The organism is Streptomyces sp. NPDC051133 (genome assembly GCF_040682635.1).
Classification (GTDB): Bacteria; Actinomycetota; Actinomycetes; order Streptomycetales; family Streptomycetaceae; genus Streptomyces.
On record NZ_JBFBBK010000020.1, the window covers coordinates 79,696 to 92,890 of the forward strand.

The 13,195-nt window shown below is 70.4% G+C and carries 13 protein-coding genes; 7 read left to right on the forward strand and 6 right to left on the reverse strand.

Annotated elements, in window-relative coordinates:
• Window positions 1–24: 24 nt before the first annotated feature.
• Together AB0N17_RS21640 and AB0N17_RS21645 are read right to left on the reverse strand one after the other, a co-directional pair.
• On the reverse strand, window positions 25–777 hold the full coding sequence (locus tag AB0N17_RS21640; RefSeq protein WP_366013040.1) for a polysaccharide deacetylase family protein: 753 nt from the start codon (window positions 775–777) through the stop codon (window positions 25–27).
• The gene (locus AB0N17_RS21645) at window positions 774–2,108 is read right to left on the reverse strand and encodes a glycosyltransferase (RefSeq protein WP_366013041.1); all 1,335 of its coding nucleotides are present in this window, start codon (window positions 2,106–2,108) and stop codon (window positions 774–776) included. Before AB0N17_RS21645 ends, AB0N17_RS21640 begins: the two co-directional genes overlap by 4 nt.
• A 763-nt stretch (window positions 2,109–2,871) precedes the next feature.
• Between AB0N17_RS21645 and AB0N17_RS21650 the strand changes: the two genes are divergently transcribed.
• Complete coding sequence (locus AB0N17_RS21650; RefSeq protein ID WP_366013042.1) at window positions 2,872–3,549, forward strand: phosphatase PAP2 family protein; 678 nt, start codon at window positions 2,872–2,874, stop codon at window positions 3,547–3,549.
• A gap of 198 nt (window positions 3,550–3,747) precedes the next feature.
• Here the strand turns inward: AB0N17_RS21650 and AB0N17_RS21655 are convergent, their stop codons facing one another.
• The 3 genes from AB0N17_RS21655 to AB0N17_RS21665 are packed head-to-tail and all read right to left on the reverse strand — an operon-like array spanning window position 3,748 to window position 6,045.
• A complete protein-coding gene (locus AB0N17_RS21655; RefSeq protein ID WP_366013043.1) occupies window positions 3,748–4,773 on the reverse strand; it encodes a M56 family metallopeptidase in 1,026 nt (341 codons plus the stop codon).
• A 4-nt stretch (window positions 4,774–4,777) separates the two neighbouring features.
• Window positions 4,778–5,206, reverse strand: coding sequence for a BlaI/MecI/CopY family transcriptional regulator (locus AB0N17_RS21660; protein WP_366013044.1), 429 nt, complete (start codon window positions 5,204–5,206; stop codon window positions 4,778–4,780).
• 53 nt (window positions 5,207–5,259) lie between these two features.
• Window positions 5,260–6,045 carry a hypothetical protein gene (locus AB0N17_RS21665; protein WP_366013045.1) on the reverse strand — a complete coding sequence of 262 codons (786 nt, stop codon included), beginning with the start codon at window positions 6,043–6,045 and terminating at the stop codon, window positions 5,260–5,262.
• Window positions 6,046–6,549: 504 nt separating this feature from the next.
• Here AB0N17_RS21665 and AB0N17_RS21670 point away from each other — a divergent pair.
• The 6 genes from AB0N17_RS21670 to AB0N17_RS21695 all read left to right on the forward strand — a co-directional run bounded on the left by AB0N17_RS21670 (window position 6,550) and on the right by AB0N17_RS21695 (window position 12,381).
• On the forward strand, window positions 6,550–7,218 hold the full coding sequence (locus AB0N17_RS21670; RefSeq protein WP_366013046.1) for a DedA family protein: 669 nt from the start codon (window positions 6,550–6,552) through the stop codon (window positions 7,216–7,218).
• 116 nt (window positions 7,219–7,334) lie between these two features.
• Window positions 7,335–7,988, forward strand: a complete 654-nt coding sequence (locus tag AB0N17_RS21675) for a response regulator transcription factor (RefSeq protein ID WP_366013047.1) — start codon at window positions 7,335–7,337, stop codon at window positions 7,986–7,988.
• A complete protein-coding gene (locus AB0N17_RS21680; RefSeq protein ID WP_366013048.1) occupies window positions 7,979–9,247 on the forward strand; it encodes a HAMP domain-containing sensor histidine kinase in 1,269 nt (422 codons plus the stop codon). The genes AB0N17_RS21675 and AB0N17_RS21680 overlap by 10 nt, the downstream gene beginning before the upstream one ends.
• Window positions 9,248–9,285: 38 nt before the next feature.
• Window positions 9,286–10,560: a hypothetical protein gene (locus AB0N17_RS21685; protein ID WP_366013049.1), complete on the forward strand. Its 1,275-nt coding sequence runs from the start codon at window positions 9,286–9,288 to the stop codon at window positions 10,558–10,560.
• Window positions 10,561–10,709: 149 nt separating this feature from the next.
• Window positions 10,710–11,543 carry a hypothetical protein gene (locus AB0N17_RS21690; RefSeq protein WP_366013050.1) on the forward strand — a complete coding sequence of 278 codons (834 nt, stop codon included), beginning with the start codon at window positions 10,710–10,712 and terminating at the stop codon, window positions 11,541–11,543.
• 127 nt (window positions 11,544–11,670) lie between these two features.
• Window positions 11,671–12,381 carry a lysylphosphatidylglycerol synthase domain-containing protein gene (locus AB0N17_RS21695; RefSeq protein WP_366013051.1) on the forward strand — a complete coding sequence of 237 codons (711 nt, stop codon included), beginning with the start codon at window positions 11,671–11,673 and terminating at the stop codon, window positions 12,379–12,381.
• Between the two features lie 31 nt (window positions 12,382–12,412).
• On the opposite strand, the gene AB0N17_RS21700 is transcribed toward AB0N17_RS21695, so the two are convergent.
• Window positions 12,413–13,162 carry a response regulator transcription factor gene (locus AB0N17_RS21700; protein WP_366013052.1) on the reverse strand — a complete coding sequence of 250 codons (750 nt, stop codon included), beginning with the start codon at window positions 13,160–13,162 and terminating at the stop codon, window positions 12,413–12,415.
• Between the last annotated feature and the right edge of the window lie 33 nt (window positions 13,163–13,195).

The window sequence follows — 13,195 nt, forward strand, 5'->3', positions numbered from 1 at the left end:
ACACCACCTCGCCGAGGGGCGAACTCACCGACCAGGCACGCCCGGGACGCCGTGTTCGCGCAGGGGGCCGACCTGCCAGCCGCGTTCCTGGCACGTGTCGAGGATGCGGGGCAGTGCGGCGAGGGTGGTGTGCCAGGAGCCGGTGGCGGAGGTGCAGTCGGAGTCGTGCAGCAGGATGGTGCCGCCACCGCGCAGGTCCCTCAGGACGGTGTGCTCGACGGACTGGGGGGTGGCCCGCCTGCGCCAGTCCTCGCCCCAGCAGGTCCACAGCACGGGGGTCAGGTCGAGGCGCCGGCAGGCCAGATGGGCGGCGGTGCTCATCACCCCGTAGGGCGGCCGGAAGAGCGCGGGTGACCTGCCGGTGACATCGGCCACGGCGTCGCGGGCACGGGCGAGGTCGTCGTAGGCGGCGCGGGGACCGCGGAGCAGCAGCGGGCGGTGGTGCCAGCCGTGGACGGCGATCTCGTGCCCGGCCGCGGCCATCTCCTTGGCCAGCCCCGGTGAGCGGGCCATCATCGAGCCGAGCAGGAAGAAGGTGGCACGCAGCCCGCGTGCGTCGAGGACGTCGAGGAACCGCGGGGTGGACAGGTGGTCCGGGCCGTCGTCGAAGGTGAGCGCGACGTGATCCGGCCGGCCTCGGCCTGCCAGACGCGGCATGACCGCGTTGCGCAGCGGCCCGAACGTGGAGATCACGGGTGCCGCGTGCAATGCCGCGAACGCGGGCACCGTCGCTGCCGAGGCGAGCGCCGTGGCACGGGCGAGACGGGCCGGGGTCATCGCCCGTCTCCGTCCAGGTAATGGGCGACGGCGGTGAAGCGGTCTGGCGTCTCGTTGTAGGCGTAGGCCAGCGGGGCGGCGACGCCCAGACCGGCCGTGGCCGCCACGGTGACAGCCGTCAGGGCGATCCGCCGTCGGCCGAGGAAGCGCCTTACCGCGGGCTGCGCGTCCGGTGTGGGCTGCGGCTCGGTTCTGGCCGCGACGGCGGTCACCGGTCCGGGAGCCAGGCGGTGCAGATCGAGTCCCGCCGCGCGCTGGACCCGACCGCGCGGTCCGTGGAGGAGGTCGGCCAGTACCGGGCCGAGGTCCGCCGGGTCGCGGATCCAGGCCGCCAGGCCCGCCTCTTCCAGGGCGTCCGCGTTGGTCTGGCCATGACCGGGGATACAGCGGTAGCTGGCCACCGGCAGCCCGGCGGCGAACGCCTCCAGCGAGGTCAGTCCGCCCGCGTTCTGCACCAGGACGTCGCAGGCATGCATCAGCGCGGGCATGTCGTCCACCCAGCCGAAGGCGTGCTCGATGCCGTCGCCGCGCAACTCCTTCACGAGGGCCTCGTTGCGTCCGCACACCACCACGGGCACCGCGACCCCGGTCTCCTTTATCTCGGCGGCGGCCCGTCGCACCGGCCCGACCCCCCACGACCCCGCGACCAGCAGGGCCAGGGGCGCGTCCGAGGGCAGGGCGAACCGCCCGCGGGCGGCGGTCCGTTGTCCGGTGGTGGCGGGGGTGAAGCGCGTACCCGTGACCGGACCGACGACGGTGGTGGCGGCCGCGCCCTGTACGTGGGCCTGGGCCGCGGGCACCGGGTGCACGGCCAGGTGAGCGTCGATGCCGGGGGCCACCCATAGGGCGTGGACGGAGAAGTCGGTGAGGTAGGTGAGGGCCGGCACCCTCAGCTTGCCGCGCCGGCGCAGGGCGCCGAGGACCTGGCTGGCGCCGGGGTAGGTCGAGACGACCGCGCGGGTGTCCGGCGCGAGCGCTCGCAGTGTGCGCTGCTCGGCTGCGCGGAACAGTGCCCGCCACAGCGCGCCAGGGCGTGTGGCCCGGTCGGTGGACGCGTACAGGCGTTGGTAGCCGTTCGGCATCCAGGTCAGCATGCGGTGGTAGGCACCGCAGAGCAGTCGGCCCGTACCGGTGGGCAGCAGGTCGAGGAAGTCGTGCCGGTCCACCAGATACCCGTGCTCGGCCAGCCGCTCGGCCAGTCCCGCGGCCGCACCGTCGTGTCCCGCGCCGACACCGGCCGAGATGATGGCTATCCGCCCGGCACCGCCCTGCGGCAGTGCGGCCGACAGCGAGGGCGCCGGCTCCGGCACCAGGTCGTCACGGTGGACCACGGTGGATCAGCCTCCTGATGGGTTACGGGGCACGCCGGGCATGCCCCGGACCAGACGGCGCTGCGGGCAGGCCGAGGCCGCGTCTGCGCGCGGGCCAGGGCCACGACTCGACCGCTGCGGTGCCGAGAAGCGAAACTACTACATGATGTAGAACTTGGGAACCGATCGCCGCGGGACGGGAATTCGCCGGCGGTCCGGGCTCCGGCATCTCGGCTGGTGCCGGTCAAATTACTACGAGATGTAGAACCACTGGTGGTTCGCTGAGGGGGCGCCGATGGCGTCAGGTCTCACGGTCATTGCGGCAGCGCTGGATCCGCAGGCGATGCTCACGAGGTTCGGAGCGTGGGCCGTACTGATCCTGGTCTTCGCCGAGACCGCCTTGCCCGCAGTGGGCGTCTTCCTGTCCGGTGACACTTTGCTGCTGCCGGCCGGACTGGCGTGCGCTGGGGCGGCGCGGCGGCCGGTTGATGCGGCTTCGCCTATCGGGGGGGCCGGGGTACGGCCCGCGCACGGCGGGCCGAGGCGCTGTTCACACGCTACGGCCCCCAGCGGGCGGTATTGCTGGGGCGGTTCGTCCCGGCCCAAACCCTAGGGTCTACAAGATGTAGTAGCTTTTACGGGCGGTCACACCCGCGTCGTCGCCATGTCATCCGAACGTCGCCTCACACGTGCGAGGCGGCCGGCGAAACAGCTCGAACGCCCATGCCGCTCGCTCATCCCATGAGCACTGAACCCGCTCATAAGGACGGAAGGACGTCTCCCTATGGCCGCGGCCGCCACCGCGCAACTGGCCTTCGACGGATCCGTCATCGACGGCTCGATGTTCGCCTCGGTGACCGATTTCGCCCGTGATACCAGGTGGCTCAACACACCTATGGAGGTGTGGACCAACCTCGGTCTCGGGGTCTTCGCGATCCTCATGATTGCGGGCTGGTGGACCGCACGGAGCCGTGGCCCGCAGGCGATGACCGCCGCGCTGGCCTCGCCGGTCGCCGTCCTGACCGCCTTCGCCGCCACCGAGGTCGTGAAGAAACTCGTCGCGGAGGTGCGGCCCTGTCGGTCGATGCCTCACACCTACCTCGTCGACACCTGCCCAGCACCTTCGGACTACGCCTTCCCCAGCGGGCACGCCACCGTCGCCGCCGCGACCGTCGCAGCGCTCTTCCTGCTCGACCGCCGGCTGAGCGCCGTCGCCGCCGTGTTCGCCGTACTGGAGGGCTTCAGCCGGGTCTATGTTGGCGCCCACTACCCCCACGACGTCCTCGGCTCCGCTGCCCTCGCCCTCCCCGTCGGCTTCCTGATCAGCTGGGCACTGCGCCGCTGGGCCGCCCCGCTGGTCGGCTCCCTGAGTCATGGCGCGTTGCGCCCCCTGCTGACGACCGAGCTCATCGCCACCACCCCGTCGGCCCGGCAAGCCGCTTCGACCGGGGATCCACTATGACCGCCCGTCCGACAGCGCAGCCGCACAACATTCGCCGCCAGGTAGGCCAGTCCGACTGCCGCGGACTGCGGCAGCGTTAGAGCGCGGACGCCCACCCGGCGTAGAAGGCTATCGGGGTCGCAGGCGCCGCCGATCAGGTTCACCGTGCTCCTGCCGGTCCGCCCGGGTGACCGCGGGGGAGCACCGGCGCCGGGGAGGTCAGAAGTGCCACTCTCCGTGCTTCGGACGACTGGGGTCGGCACAGCAGCCGTCCCGTCCGTGACCTGGGGCATCGTTGCGGTCGGTCGACGCCACGGGGGTGGTGTCGGGGTGTTCCGTGCACAGTGCCCACTGCGCGCTGTCCAGCAGGCGGTCGCTGTCCGAGGCGGCGTTGGCCAGGCTCGCGCAGCAGACCGCCAGCAGCAGACCGCCCACCAGCAAAGGCAGGCTCCGGCGGGCGGGCGGCGGCGCCAGCAGGGCCCGTACCCGCTGGGGCACCACCCCGCCGGTCGCGGCCAGCGCGGCGGGACGGGACGAGCCGGCGGATGCCAGGGCGGCGCGGCCCACGGCGTGAGCGACGACCCTACGGTCACCGACCCGCGCGGCGGCCTCCTCGTCGGCCCAGCGCTCCAGGACGAAGTTGCCCGCGACGGCCACCGGCCGCAGCAACGGGTTCAGAGCGGCCGTGAGCCGCCACACGCTCTGGAAGACGTGATGACGCCCGCGCAGGTGCGCCCGCTCGTGGGCGAGCAGCGCCTCGCGCTCGGCGTCACCGAGGTGGCGCAGCATCCCCCGGGAGACGACGATCCGGCCCGGCGTCCCAGGCAGCGCGAAGGCCAGCGGAACATCGTCATCGAGTACGGCCAGCTCCGTGTGCCCGGGCAGCTCGGCGCACTCCCGACGGGCCCGGAGCAGGTGGCGGCCCTGCCGGACGGCGGCCACGCCGAGGGAGACGACGCATACCGCGAGCACCAGGGTGCTGACGGCCGCGACCACGGCAGACACGGGGTCCTGGGAGCGCAGCGCGGACACGGACCAGCGGCCCTCCTCGGCGATCTGCGGGATCTGCGCCACTCCGGTGAAAGCCAGCAGGGCGAGTGATCCCGCCCAGCCTGCCGCGGTCACGAGCGCGGCGCAGGCCAGCGCCACGGCCGCTGGGCGCGGGGGCAGCCGGTGCGCCATGGGGGGCGCGAGCACGGCGAGTGCCACCGTGACGAGGAACGGGATGTAGACGCTGATCAGCACCGGCTCACCGGTTCCCAGGTGAGCGCCGGCTCTCGGGAGGCAGGTCGTCGTGCCCGGACAGCAGCCGCTGGAGCAGGTGCTCGTCCTGTTCCGACAGTTCCGAGACGAAGCGGGTCAGCACCGCCTGACGGTCGGCGCCGCCCTTCAGCAGGGAGTGCATGCGCTGGGCGGTGTGCGATGCCTCGTCGCGGGCCGGTTCGTAGGCATAGCCGCGCCCCTCGCGGTGCCGTACCAGCATGCCCTTGTCGTGCAGCCGGGACAGGATGGTCAGTACGGTCGTGTAGGCGAGGTCGCCCGAAAGCCGCTCCCGGACCTCCCGCGCGGTCAGCGGACCGTCGGCGGCCCAGAGCGCGGCGAGCACGTCGCTCTCCAGCTCGCCGCGCGCCCGCCTGCCGGTCGCCTCGTGGGCTTCCTCGTGTCCTCGGCCCGCCACCTCACCGTCCGCCTTCCCTCGCCGTCGTTGCGGACAGGCTACTCGCCCACGTCCTACTCGTCGTAGGACGTGTCCGTGCGCGAGACCGCCAGGTAGCCGACGAAGCAGGCGATGGCGACCGTCCACGCGAGGGTGACCGGACCGAGGCCGAACCCGAGGCCGCCACGGGCGTGCCCGAGTGCCATCCAGTCGGCGAGTGATGCGCCGAGGGGGCGGGTGATGACGTACGCCGTCCAGAAGGCGGGCACAGCGGCCAGGGCGCCGAAGCGGTGGGCGAGTGCGGGAACGCAGATCGCTGCCGCGAAGAGGACGGCCGAGCCGAGGTAGCCGAATCCGGCCGTCGCGGTGAGGTCGCCGGCGGCGGTGCCGAGGGCGAAGGTCGCCAGGACGGCCGCCCAGTAGAAGAGCTCGCGGCTGCGGCTGGTGATGCTGTGGATGGAAAGGGTGCGCTCGACGGCGTACCAGAGGGCGAAAACCGCAGCCAGCGCGACGAGGAAGAGCGGGGTGGACACGGTGTATGGCACGCCGAGACCGACGTGCAGCACGTCGGCGGCCATCGTGCCGAAGACGCTGACCATGACGACGGCCGTCCAGTAGACCCAGGCGACGTACCGGCGTACGGCGAACTGCACGGCCAGGGAGAGCGCCAGGGCGAGACCGCCGAGACCGACCGCCGGCACCGGGCCGAGGAGCTTGGCCAGCAGGTCCGACGCGGTCTCGCCCATCCCGGTGGTGAGCACCTTGATGATCCAGAAGTAGGCGGTCACTTCCGGCACCTTGTTCGCCATGGTGCGCAGGGGGTTGAGGGGGCGGTCGTCGAGGAGACGTTCTGTGGTCATGGTCCGCACCATGACATGACCGTCTCCCGCCGCCTCAGGCTCCTTTACCGTCGCTTGGGGGCTTCTGGTGCACGAATTTCACAACCGCGCGGTCAACCTGACCGCAACCTGAACGTCTGGCTGAAGTGCCTGGTCAGCATGGTTGCGAGGATGATACAAGCGGCACGCGGTCGGCGTGATCACGCCCAGGCCCTTGCTCGCGGCCCGAGCGAAGGCCGTCGGACGTGACGCCCCATTTCCGGTCTCGGCCGGTTGCGCGGCGGTATGTGAGATTTCGGACGATTGGCGAATTGCTACTACGGCATGTAGAGGCAGGGCGTATCGTGAGAGCGCCGCAGGGGTCGGCCCCTTCGGTCTGTGCCGACGGGCCTCGTGTCAGCCGCCTTGAGGTGTCGTGCGGGAACAGGTCTCCCCGGCGGACGTCTGGAGTTCCAGAAGGCGTCTACAAAGCTGTAGTCACATAGTTGTCTGTCCCATCTCATCCCTCCGAAAGGACCTTGCCCCATGACGGCACCGATTCCGGCGGCGTCCCAGCTGGCTGTGAACGTGCTCGACGCCCACTCCCTGCTGGCGGCCTTCGGGGTGCTGGGTGTCGCGGTGGTGATGTTCGCCGAGACTGGACTGCTGGTCGGATTCTTCCTGCCGGGGGACTCCCTGCTGTTCACCGCCGGCCTGCTGTGCACGGGGTCGGCGCAGGGGAGCCTGCATATGTCTCTCGGCCCCTTGCTCGTGGCGGCGGTGTCGGGGGCGCTGGTCGGGGCTCAGTGCGGATATCTGCTCGGGCGGAAGGCAGGCGGAGCGCTGCTGGCTCGCAGTCACTCCCCGCGACTGCACGAAGGAGCGAAACGCGCCGAGGAACTCCTGGAGCGCTACGGGTATGCCAAGGCGATCGTGCTGGCCCGCTTCGTGCCTGTGGTGCGCACGGTCCTCAACCCGGTGGCCGGCGCGCTGGAGGTGCCGGCACGGACGTTCACCCTGTGGCAGGTCGTGGGTGGGCTCGTGTGGAGTGTCGGCCTCACCCTCGCGGGGTACGCGCTCGGCTCGTCGATCCCGAACGTCGACCGGTATCTGCTTCCGATGGTGGCATTGATCGTCGTCGTGTCACTGGTCCCCCTCGTCGCCGAGATGTACCGCGGGCGCCGGGCCGCCAGGTCCGAGCAGGGCCGCGGGTGATCAGCGCCTGGGGACCGGTGCCCTCCACCGGTCGAAGCCGTTATGGATCTCGCGGACGACCCGGCGGCCGGCCAGGGACAATGGAGAACTCTTGCTGGAGTACCTAGGGTCAGCCTGTGGCTTTTATTGTGGTATGTGAGGATGACGCAGCGGTCCGTGACGTCCTCAAGCGTGCACTTGAGCAAGACGGCCATACGATCGCAGTCGCTCCTACGGCGGACAGTCTGCTGCGGCAACTTGAACCGGTCCCTCACCTCATCGTCCTGGATCTAGGGCTCCCGGACGCGGACGGCCGTGATGTCTGCATGGCGTTGCGGGCACGCGGTGTTGACGCCCCGGTACTGATGCTCACCGCTCTGGATGGCATGCATCACAAGGTGGGCGGCTTCGAGGCGGGAGCCGACGATTACATGACGAAACCCTTTGACATCCCGGAGTTGCTGGTGAGGGTCCGCGCCCTGCTACGCAGGACAACCGCGACGAGCCCCGCAAGCGGCGTCGTTCTCGATCCGGCGAAACATGTCGTGATCTACGGTTCGACAAGCGAGAGTCTGACGCCGACCGAGTTTCGGTTGCTGGGCAGGCTCATCGCCTCGCAGGGCGACGCTGTACGCCGCCACGCCCTCGTTGCTGCCGGTTGGCCGCATGGCGCGCAGGTCAGCGACAACACCCTTGACTCCTTCGTTCGCCGGCTACGGACCAAACTCGATGCACTGGGCGTGGCCGATCGCCTGGCGACGGTCCGCGGGGTGGGCTATCGATGGCAGTGACGGGCTTCCGTGGACGGGTCGTCGCGCTTGCGGTGCTGATCGCGACTGCGGTGGTTGCAGTGCTGGTGGTGGTCTCACACGTGTTGCTGAGCCAGGTGACCGACGCCGACGCGAACGCTCTGGCGCATACCCGTGCAGAGGCGGTGGCGGCGAACGTAGCCGTACGCGGTGGCCACGTCGTGCTGATCGAGAGCGGTAACGAAGCGCTGGACACGGTCTCATGGGTGTATGCCGATGGACGCCTCATCGACGGGATCGTGCCGGGCAGCGTCCTCGACCGCGTCGACGCGCTTGTCGGCTCCAGGCAGTCCCAAACCACCACGGTCGGCAGATACCTGCTGTATGCCCAGCCGATCCGGCTGAAAGGCCACCACGTCATGGCGGTCGTGAAAGTGGATCTGACGCCGTACGAGACGTCGGAGCAGCGCAGTCTGACGATGTCGCTCGTGTTGGGTGGCATCTCGATCCTGCTCGCAGGCGTCGTCGCACACCTCGTGGTGAGCCGTGCGTTGCGGGTGGTCCACGAAATGGCCGCTCTCGCCGACGACTGGGGCGATCACGAACCCGGGCGCCGATTCGACCTCGGCGTTCCTCGCGATGAATTCGGGGAGCTCGGGCGAACCCTCGATCGCCTACTTGACCGCGTGGACAACGCGCTCGCGGATGAGCGCCGGCTCACTGATGAGATCGCCCACGAGTTGCGGACGCCCTTGACGGCCCTGCGCGGCGAGGCACAATTGGCGCAACTTTCCGGTCACCATGTGGCACCGGAGACCGTTCTGACCGAGGTCGACCGCCTGAACACGGCGATCACGACGATTCTGAGTACCGCCCGGACACGGATCGACGGCGGTACCCGCTGCGATCTCAGGGCGGCGGCGCGACAGGCGATCGCCGGCCGCTCCATCGAACTCGCCGTCCCGGCCGACGTCGATGTCGCCGTGGCAACGGAACTCGTGGTGGCTGTGCTGTCACCCCTGCTGGAAAACGGCCTGCGGCATGCGAGTTCGCGTGTCTGGGTCACGGCGCGCATCCAGCCCCAGGGGGTCGTGATCGATGTCCTCGACGATGGCCCGGGGTTCGATCCGGCGGAGGTCGATCGGGTCTTCGAAGCGGGCGTGACCAGCGGCGACGGGCACGGGTTGGGGCTGGCCGTGGTAAGGCGTCTCGCCGCGTCCGCGGGAGTGGCCGTCCGTGCGATCGCGGAAGGTCACGGTCGCGTCGAGGTGACCTTCCCCGCGGCGGAGGCGATCGCGTAGTCAGGTTATGTGCAGGTTGGCCGAGCCAGCCTCGTCGCATGACAACGACAAGCGAAGCCCGCACAAGCCGCAGTGGGCGGCTGATGCTGAACAAGGTTCCCGAGGTCACCGTCTGGTTCTGGGTGATCAAGATCCTGTGCACGACCGTCGGTGAGAGTTTCGCCGACTGGATCAACATGAAGCTGGGCGTCGGCCTCGTGAACACTGCCTGGATCTTCACCGCGGTGTTCGTGGTGGTCCTGGGCGTCCAGCTGCGGCTGAAGCGGTACGTCCCGTTCCCGTACTGGCTGACCGTGGTCGTTGTCAGCGTCACGGGCACGTTGTACACCGACATCCTGACCGACCAGCTCAACGTGCCGTTGTGGATCAGCTCCGCCGTGTTCTCGGTCATGCTCGCCGTGGTCTTCGGCGTGTGGTGGCTGCGCGAGCGCACCCTCTCGATCCACTCGGTCACGACGCTGCCCCGTGAGTCGTTCTACTGGCTCGCCGTTCTCGTCACCTTCGCGCTCGGCACCGCGACCGGCGACTGGACCCTTGAGCTCACCGGCTGGAGCCCGGGAGTCTCGGTCCTGCTGCCGCTCGGCCTCATCGCGGCGATCACGCTGCTGTGGAAGTTCGGCGCCAACCCGGTGCTGTCCTTCTGGCTCGCCTACATCCTGACCCGCCCGCTCGGGGCGAACATCGGCGACTGGCTCGCCTCCCCGAAGGTCGCCCAGCCGGGCGAGCCGACCGGTCTCGCGCTGGGCACCTTCACCACCAGCCTGATCTTCCTCGGCCTGATCCTGGCGACCGTCGTCTACCTGACGGTGACGCGCTCCGACGTGACCGAGACCTACGACGCCACGCACACCCCGCAGGGCACCGCCAACCCGCAGAGGGAGCGCGTCGCGCTGGCGGGCTTCGGCCTCCTCGCTGTCTTCACCGGAAGCCTGTTGGTCTGGGCACACAGTCAGCCGCACGTCGGCCCGGCGCCGGAGACCGACGCCACCTCCACCGTTCAGCTCGCCCCTGGCCAGGCCGTGAAGAAGTTCCCGCCCGCCAAGGTCGACGCACTGAGGAAACTCGCATCGACCTCGCTCAAGGACGCACGGTCGGGCAACGCGACCGGGGCCCACGCCGCGGCCCAGTCCCTGCGCGATCTCTGGGATGCCGACCAAGCCTCGTTGCAGCCGCTGGACAACACCGGATGGACGTTCCTCGACGCCCAGATGGACCAGGTCCTGAAGACCTTCGGCATCGACCACCCGAACTCGCCGATGTCGCCGGCACGTCAGGAGGCTGAACTCAACACCCTTCTCACGGATATGCGCTGACCGACCTGATCGGCGGCGCCTCTCCTGAGGCCGCCGCCGATCACGCTCTCCCGGAGCACGGGACCGTGCCGCAATCGTCGTCGACGCGCCCGCGTATGCCGCACTGCAGTCAGGACGCGTTCAGGTGGTCCGTGGCACCGTCGGGCCTCATGGCATACGAGACATCAGAAACCTCGGTGGCCTCATCGGTCGTCGCCGCGGCGTCCTCGGACCGCAGGTTGCGCTGGAACAAAGTGCCCGAGGTCACCGTCTACTTCTGGATCATCACCGTGCTGTGCACGACGGTCGGCGAGACCGCTGCCGACCTGCTCGACGAGAAGGCCGGGCTCGGCCTGACCGGTGTGTCGGTGTTGATGAGCGCCCTGCTGGCGGTCGTCATGGTCGTGCAGTTCCGCACCAGCGCCTACCGCGCCGGCGTGTACTGGCCGGTCGTCACGCTGATCAGCGTCGTCGGCACACTGGCCAGCGACAATCTCGACAACATGGGTGTGCCGCCGGAGACCAGCACCACCGTCTTCGCGATCGTCCTCGCGGTCGTCTTCACGGTCTGGTACCGCCGCCAGCGGACGCTGTCCATCCGCAGCATCGACACCACGGGCCGCGAGTCCTCCTACTGGCTTGCCGTCCTGTTCATGGGCGCGCTCGGCACCGCCGCCGGTGACCTGGTCTCAGAGCGGATGTACTTCGGCCACTGGCTGTCCGCGGTCCTCTGCGGCCTGGTCATCGCCGCAGTCGCCCTCGCACACTTCGGGCTTGACCTGGACGCGGTGTGGAGCTTCTGGGCCGCCTACATCCTCACCCGTCCGCTCGGCGCGTCCATCGGCGACTACCTCTCCCAGCCGACCGGTGACGGCGGAGCGGGCCTGGGCACAGTCGTCACGAGCGCGCTGTTCCTCAGTGTCATCCTCGCTCTGGTGGTGTATCTGGCGGTGGCCCGGAAGGACGTCGCGCAGCCGCAGCAAACCGCCCGTCCCGCCGTATGAACACGGAAGGGGACGGGCTCAGGCCTCGGGAGCTGTGTGGCCGCCGCCGACGGAGAGTGGCTGGTGCTCGCCTGCCTCGCCGCCACGGCCACATGGGGTGTGCGCGGCTCTGGCGCAGCAAGGGGCGGTGACCGAACGGTCCCCCTGGGGGCGGCTGGTGGCGGCGCAGTTCGCGGCCGGCGCCGCCAATCACCTGCTTCCGGCAGGGGCCGGAGCGACGGTGGTCAACCTGCGGTTCCTGACACGGTGCGGGCTGTCCACTCGGCGCGCGGCGACCGCGCCGGCGGTGAAGGCGGCCGTCGGCGGGACGGTCCGGTGTGCGCTGGGTCTGGCCCTCCTGGCCGCCTCGCCCGGCACGGTCCGTCTCGCCGCGCGGGTCCCGCACGTGTCGCTCCTGCTGTCGGTGGCGGCCGGAGTCGTCGTCCTGGCGGTCGCGATCAGCGGCCGCCTCAGACGAGTAGTGGCCCGGGCCGTCGCCGACGTGCGTGACGTGCACCGGTACCGGGCACGGGCCTGTGCGCTGTGGGGCGGGTCGGTCGCGTTCGCTCTGCTGCACGCAGGGGTGGTCGTCGCCGTGGTCCACGCCATCGGTCTCGGCCTCCCCGTGAGCCGTGTGGTCATGGCCTACCTGGTCGCCGGCGGCGCGGCGGCACCACTGCCCACGCCGGGCGGACTGGGGTCGCTGGACGCCGCGCTCGCCCTCGCACTCACGGCGGCCGGAGCGCCGGGACCGGCGGCGGTGTCGACGGTCCTCGGCTACCGCCTGCTGACCGGATGGCTGCCGATGGCCCCCGGGCTCCTGGTGCCGGCGATCCTGGTCCGCCGCTCGGCGCTGTGAATCTGCGAGGTCCGGGGGCGCCGTGCGCGCGTCATCGATCCGGCGGCTCCGGTTGCCGTTCCAGCCGGTACCCGTGCCCCCGCAACGTGGTGATCCGGGGCAGCCGGGCCTGCCGCCCCTCCACCTGTGCCGCCTCGGTGAGTCGGCGGCGCAGGCCCGCCAACGTCACGTCGAGGGTCTTGGTCGAGCCGAACCAGTTCTCGTCCCACACCTCGGCCATCAGCGTCTCGCGCGAGACCGCCTCGCCGGCCCGCTCGGCCAGCACCGCGAGCAGATCGAACTCCTTGGCGCGCAGCGGGACGTCGACGCCGAGCAGTGCGCAGCGACGGGCCGTCACATCGACGACGAGATCGCCCAGCCGCACCGGATCCCGGGCCGGTACAGCCACCACGTGCCGTCTGAGGTGAGCCCGCAGCCGAGCGAGCAGCACGGTCAGGCTGAAGGGCTTGACCAGGTAGTCGTCGGCTCCGGCGTCCAGCCCGGCGATGATGTCGATGTCGTCGGTCCGGGCTGTCAGTACGACGATCAGCAGGTCGGGGAGGCGGGCGCGCAGCTGCCGGGCGACGTCCAGGCCGTCCATGTCCGGCAGCCCCAGGTCCAGCAGCAGTACCTCGTACGGTGCCTGCTCGGCCTCCGCCAGTGCGCCCGCTCCGGTGCGGCACCACGTCGGGGCGTAGTCGTTGCCGCGGAGACCGGTTTCAAGATGGCGGCCGATGGTGTCGTCGTCCTCGACGACGAGGACGCGGAGTCGGCTGCGTTCCGGAGCGGCGGGCGTGCGCATGGTCGACAGCCTAGAAGCCGCCGAGGCCACATG

Coding starts and splice junctions, on each gene's coding strand:
- AB0N17_RS21670 (WP_366013046.1), top strand. CDS start 6,550: ATGACGGCACCGATTCCGGCGGCGTCCCAGCTGGCTGTGAACGTGCTC.
- AB0N17_RS21685 (WP_366013049.1), top strand. CDS start 9,286: ATGACAACGACAAGCGAAGCCCGCACAAGCCGCAGTGGGCGGCTGATG.
- AB0N17_RS21640 (WP_366013040.1), bottom strand. CDS start 777: ATGACCCCGGCCCGTCTCGCCCGTGCCACGGCGCTCGCCTCGGCAGCG.
- AB0N17_RS21665 (WP_366013045.1), bottom strand. CDS start 6,045: ATGACCACAGAACGTCTCCTCGACGACCGCCCCCTCAACCCCCTGCGC.
- AB0N17_RS21690 (WP_366013050.1), top strand. CDS start 10,710: ATGGCATACGAGACATCAGAAACCTCGGTGGCCTCATCGGTCGTCGCC.
- AB0N17_RS21700 (WP_366013052.1), bottom strand. CDS start 13,162: ATGCGCACGCCCGCCGCTCCGGAACGCAGCCGACTCCGCGTCCTCGTC.
- AB0N17_RS21650 (WP_366013042.1), top strand. CDS start 2,872: ATGGCCGCGGCCGCCACCGCGCAACTGGCCTTCGACGGATCCGTCATC.
- AB0N17_RS21680 (WP_366013048.1), top strand. CDS start 7,979: ATGGCAGTGACGGGCTTCCGTGGACGGGTCGTCGCGCTTGCGGTGCTG.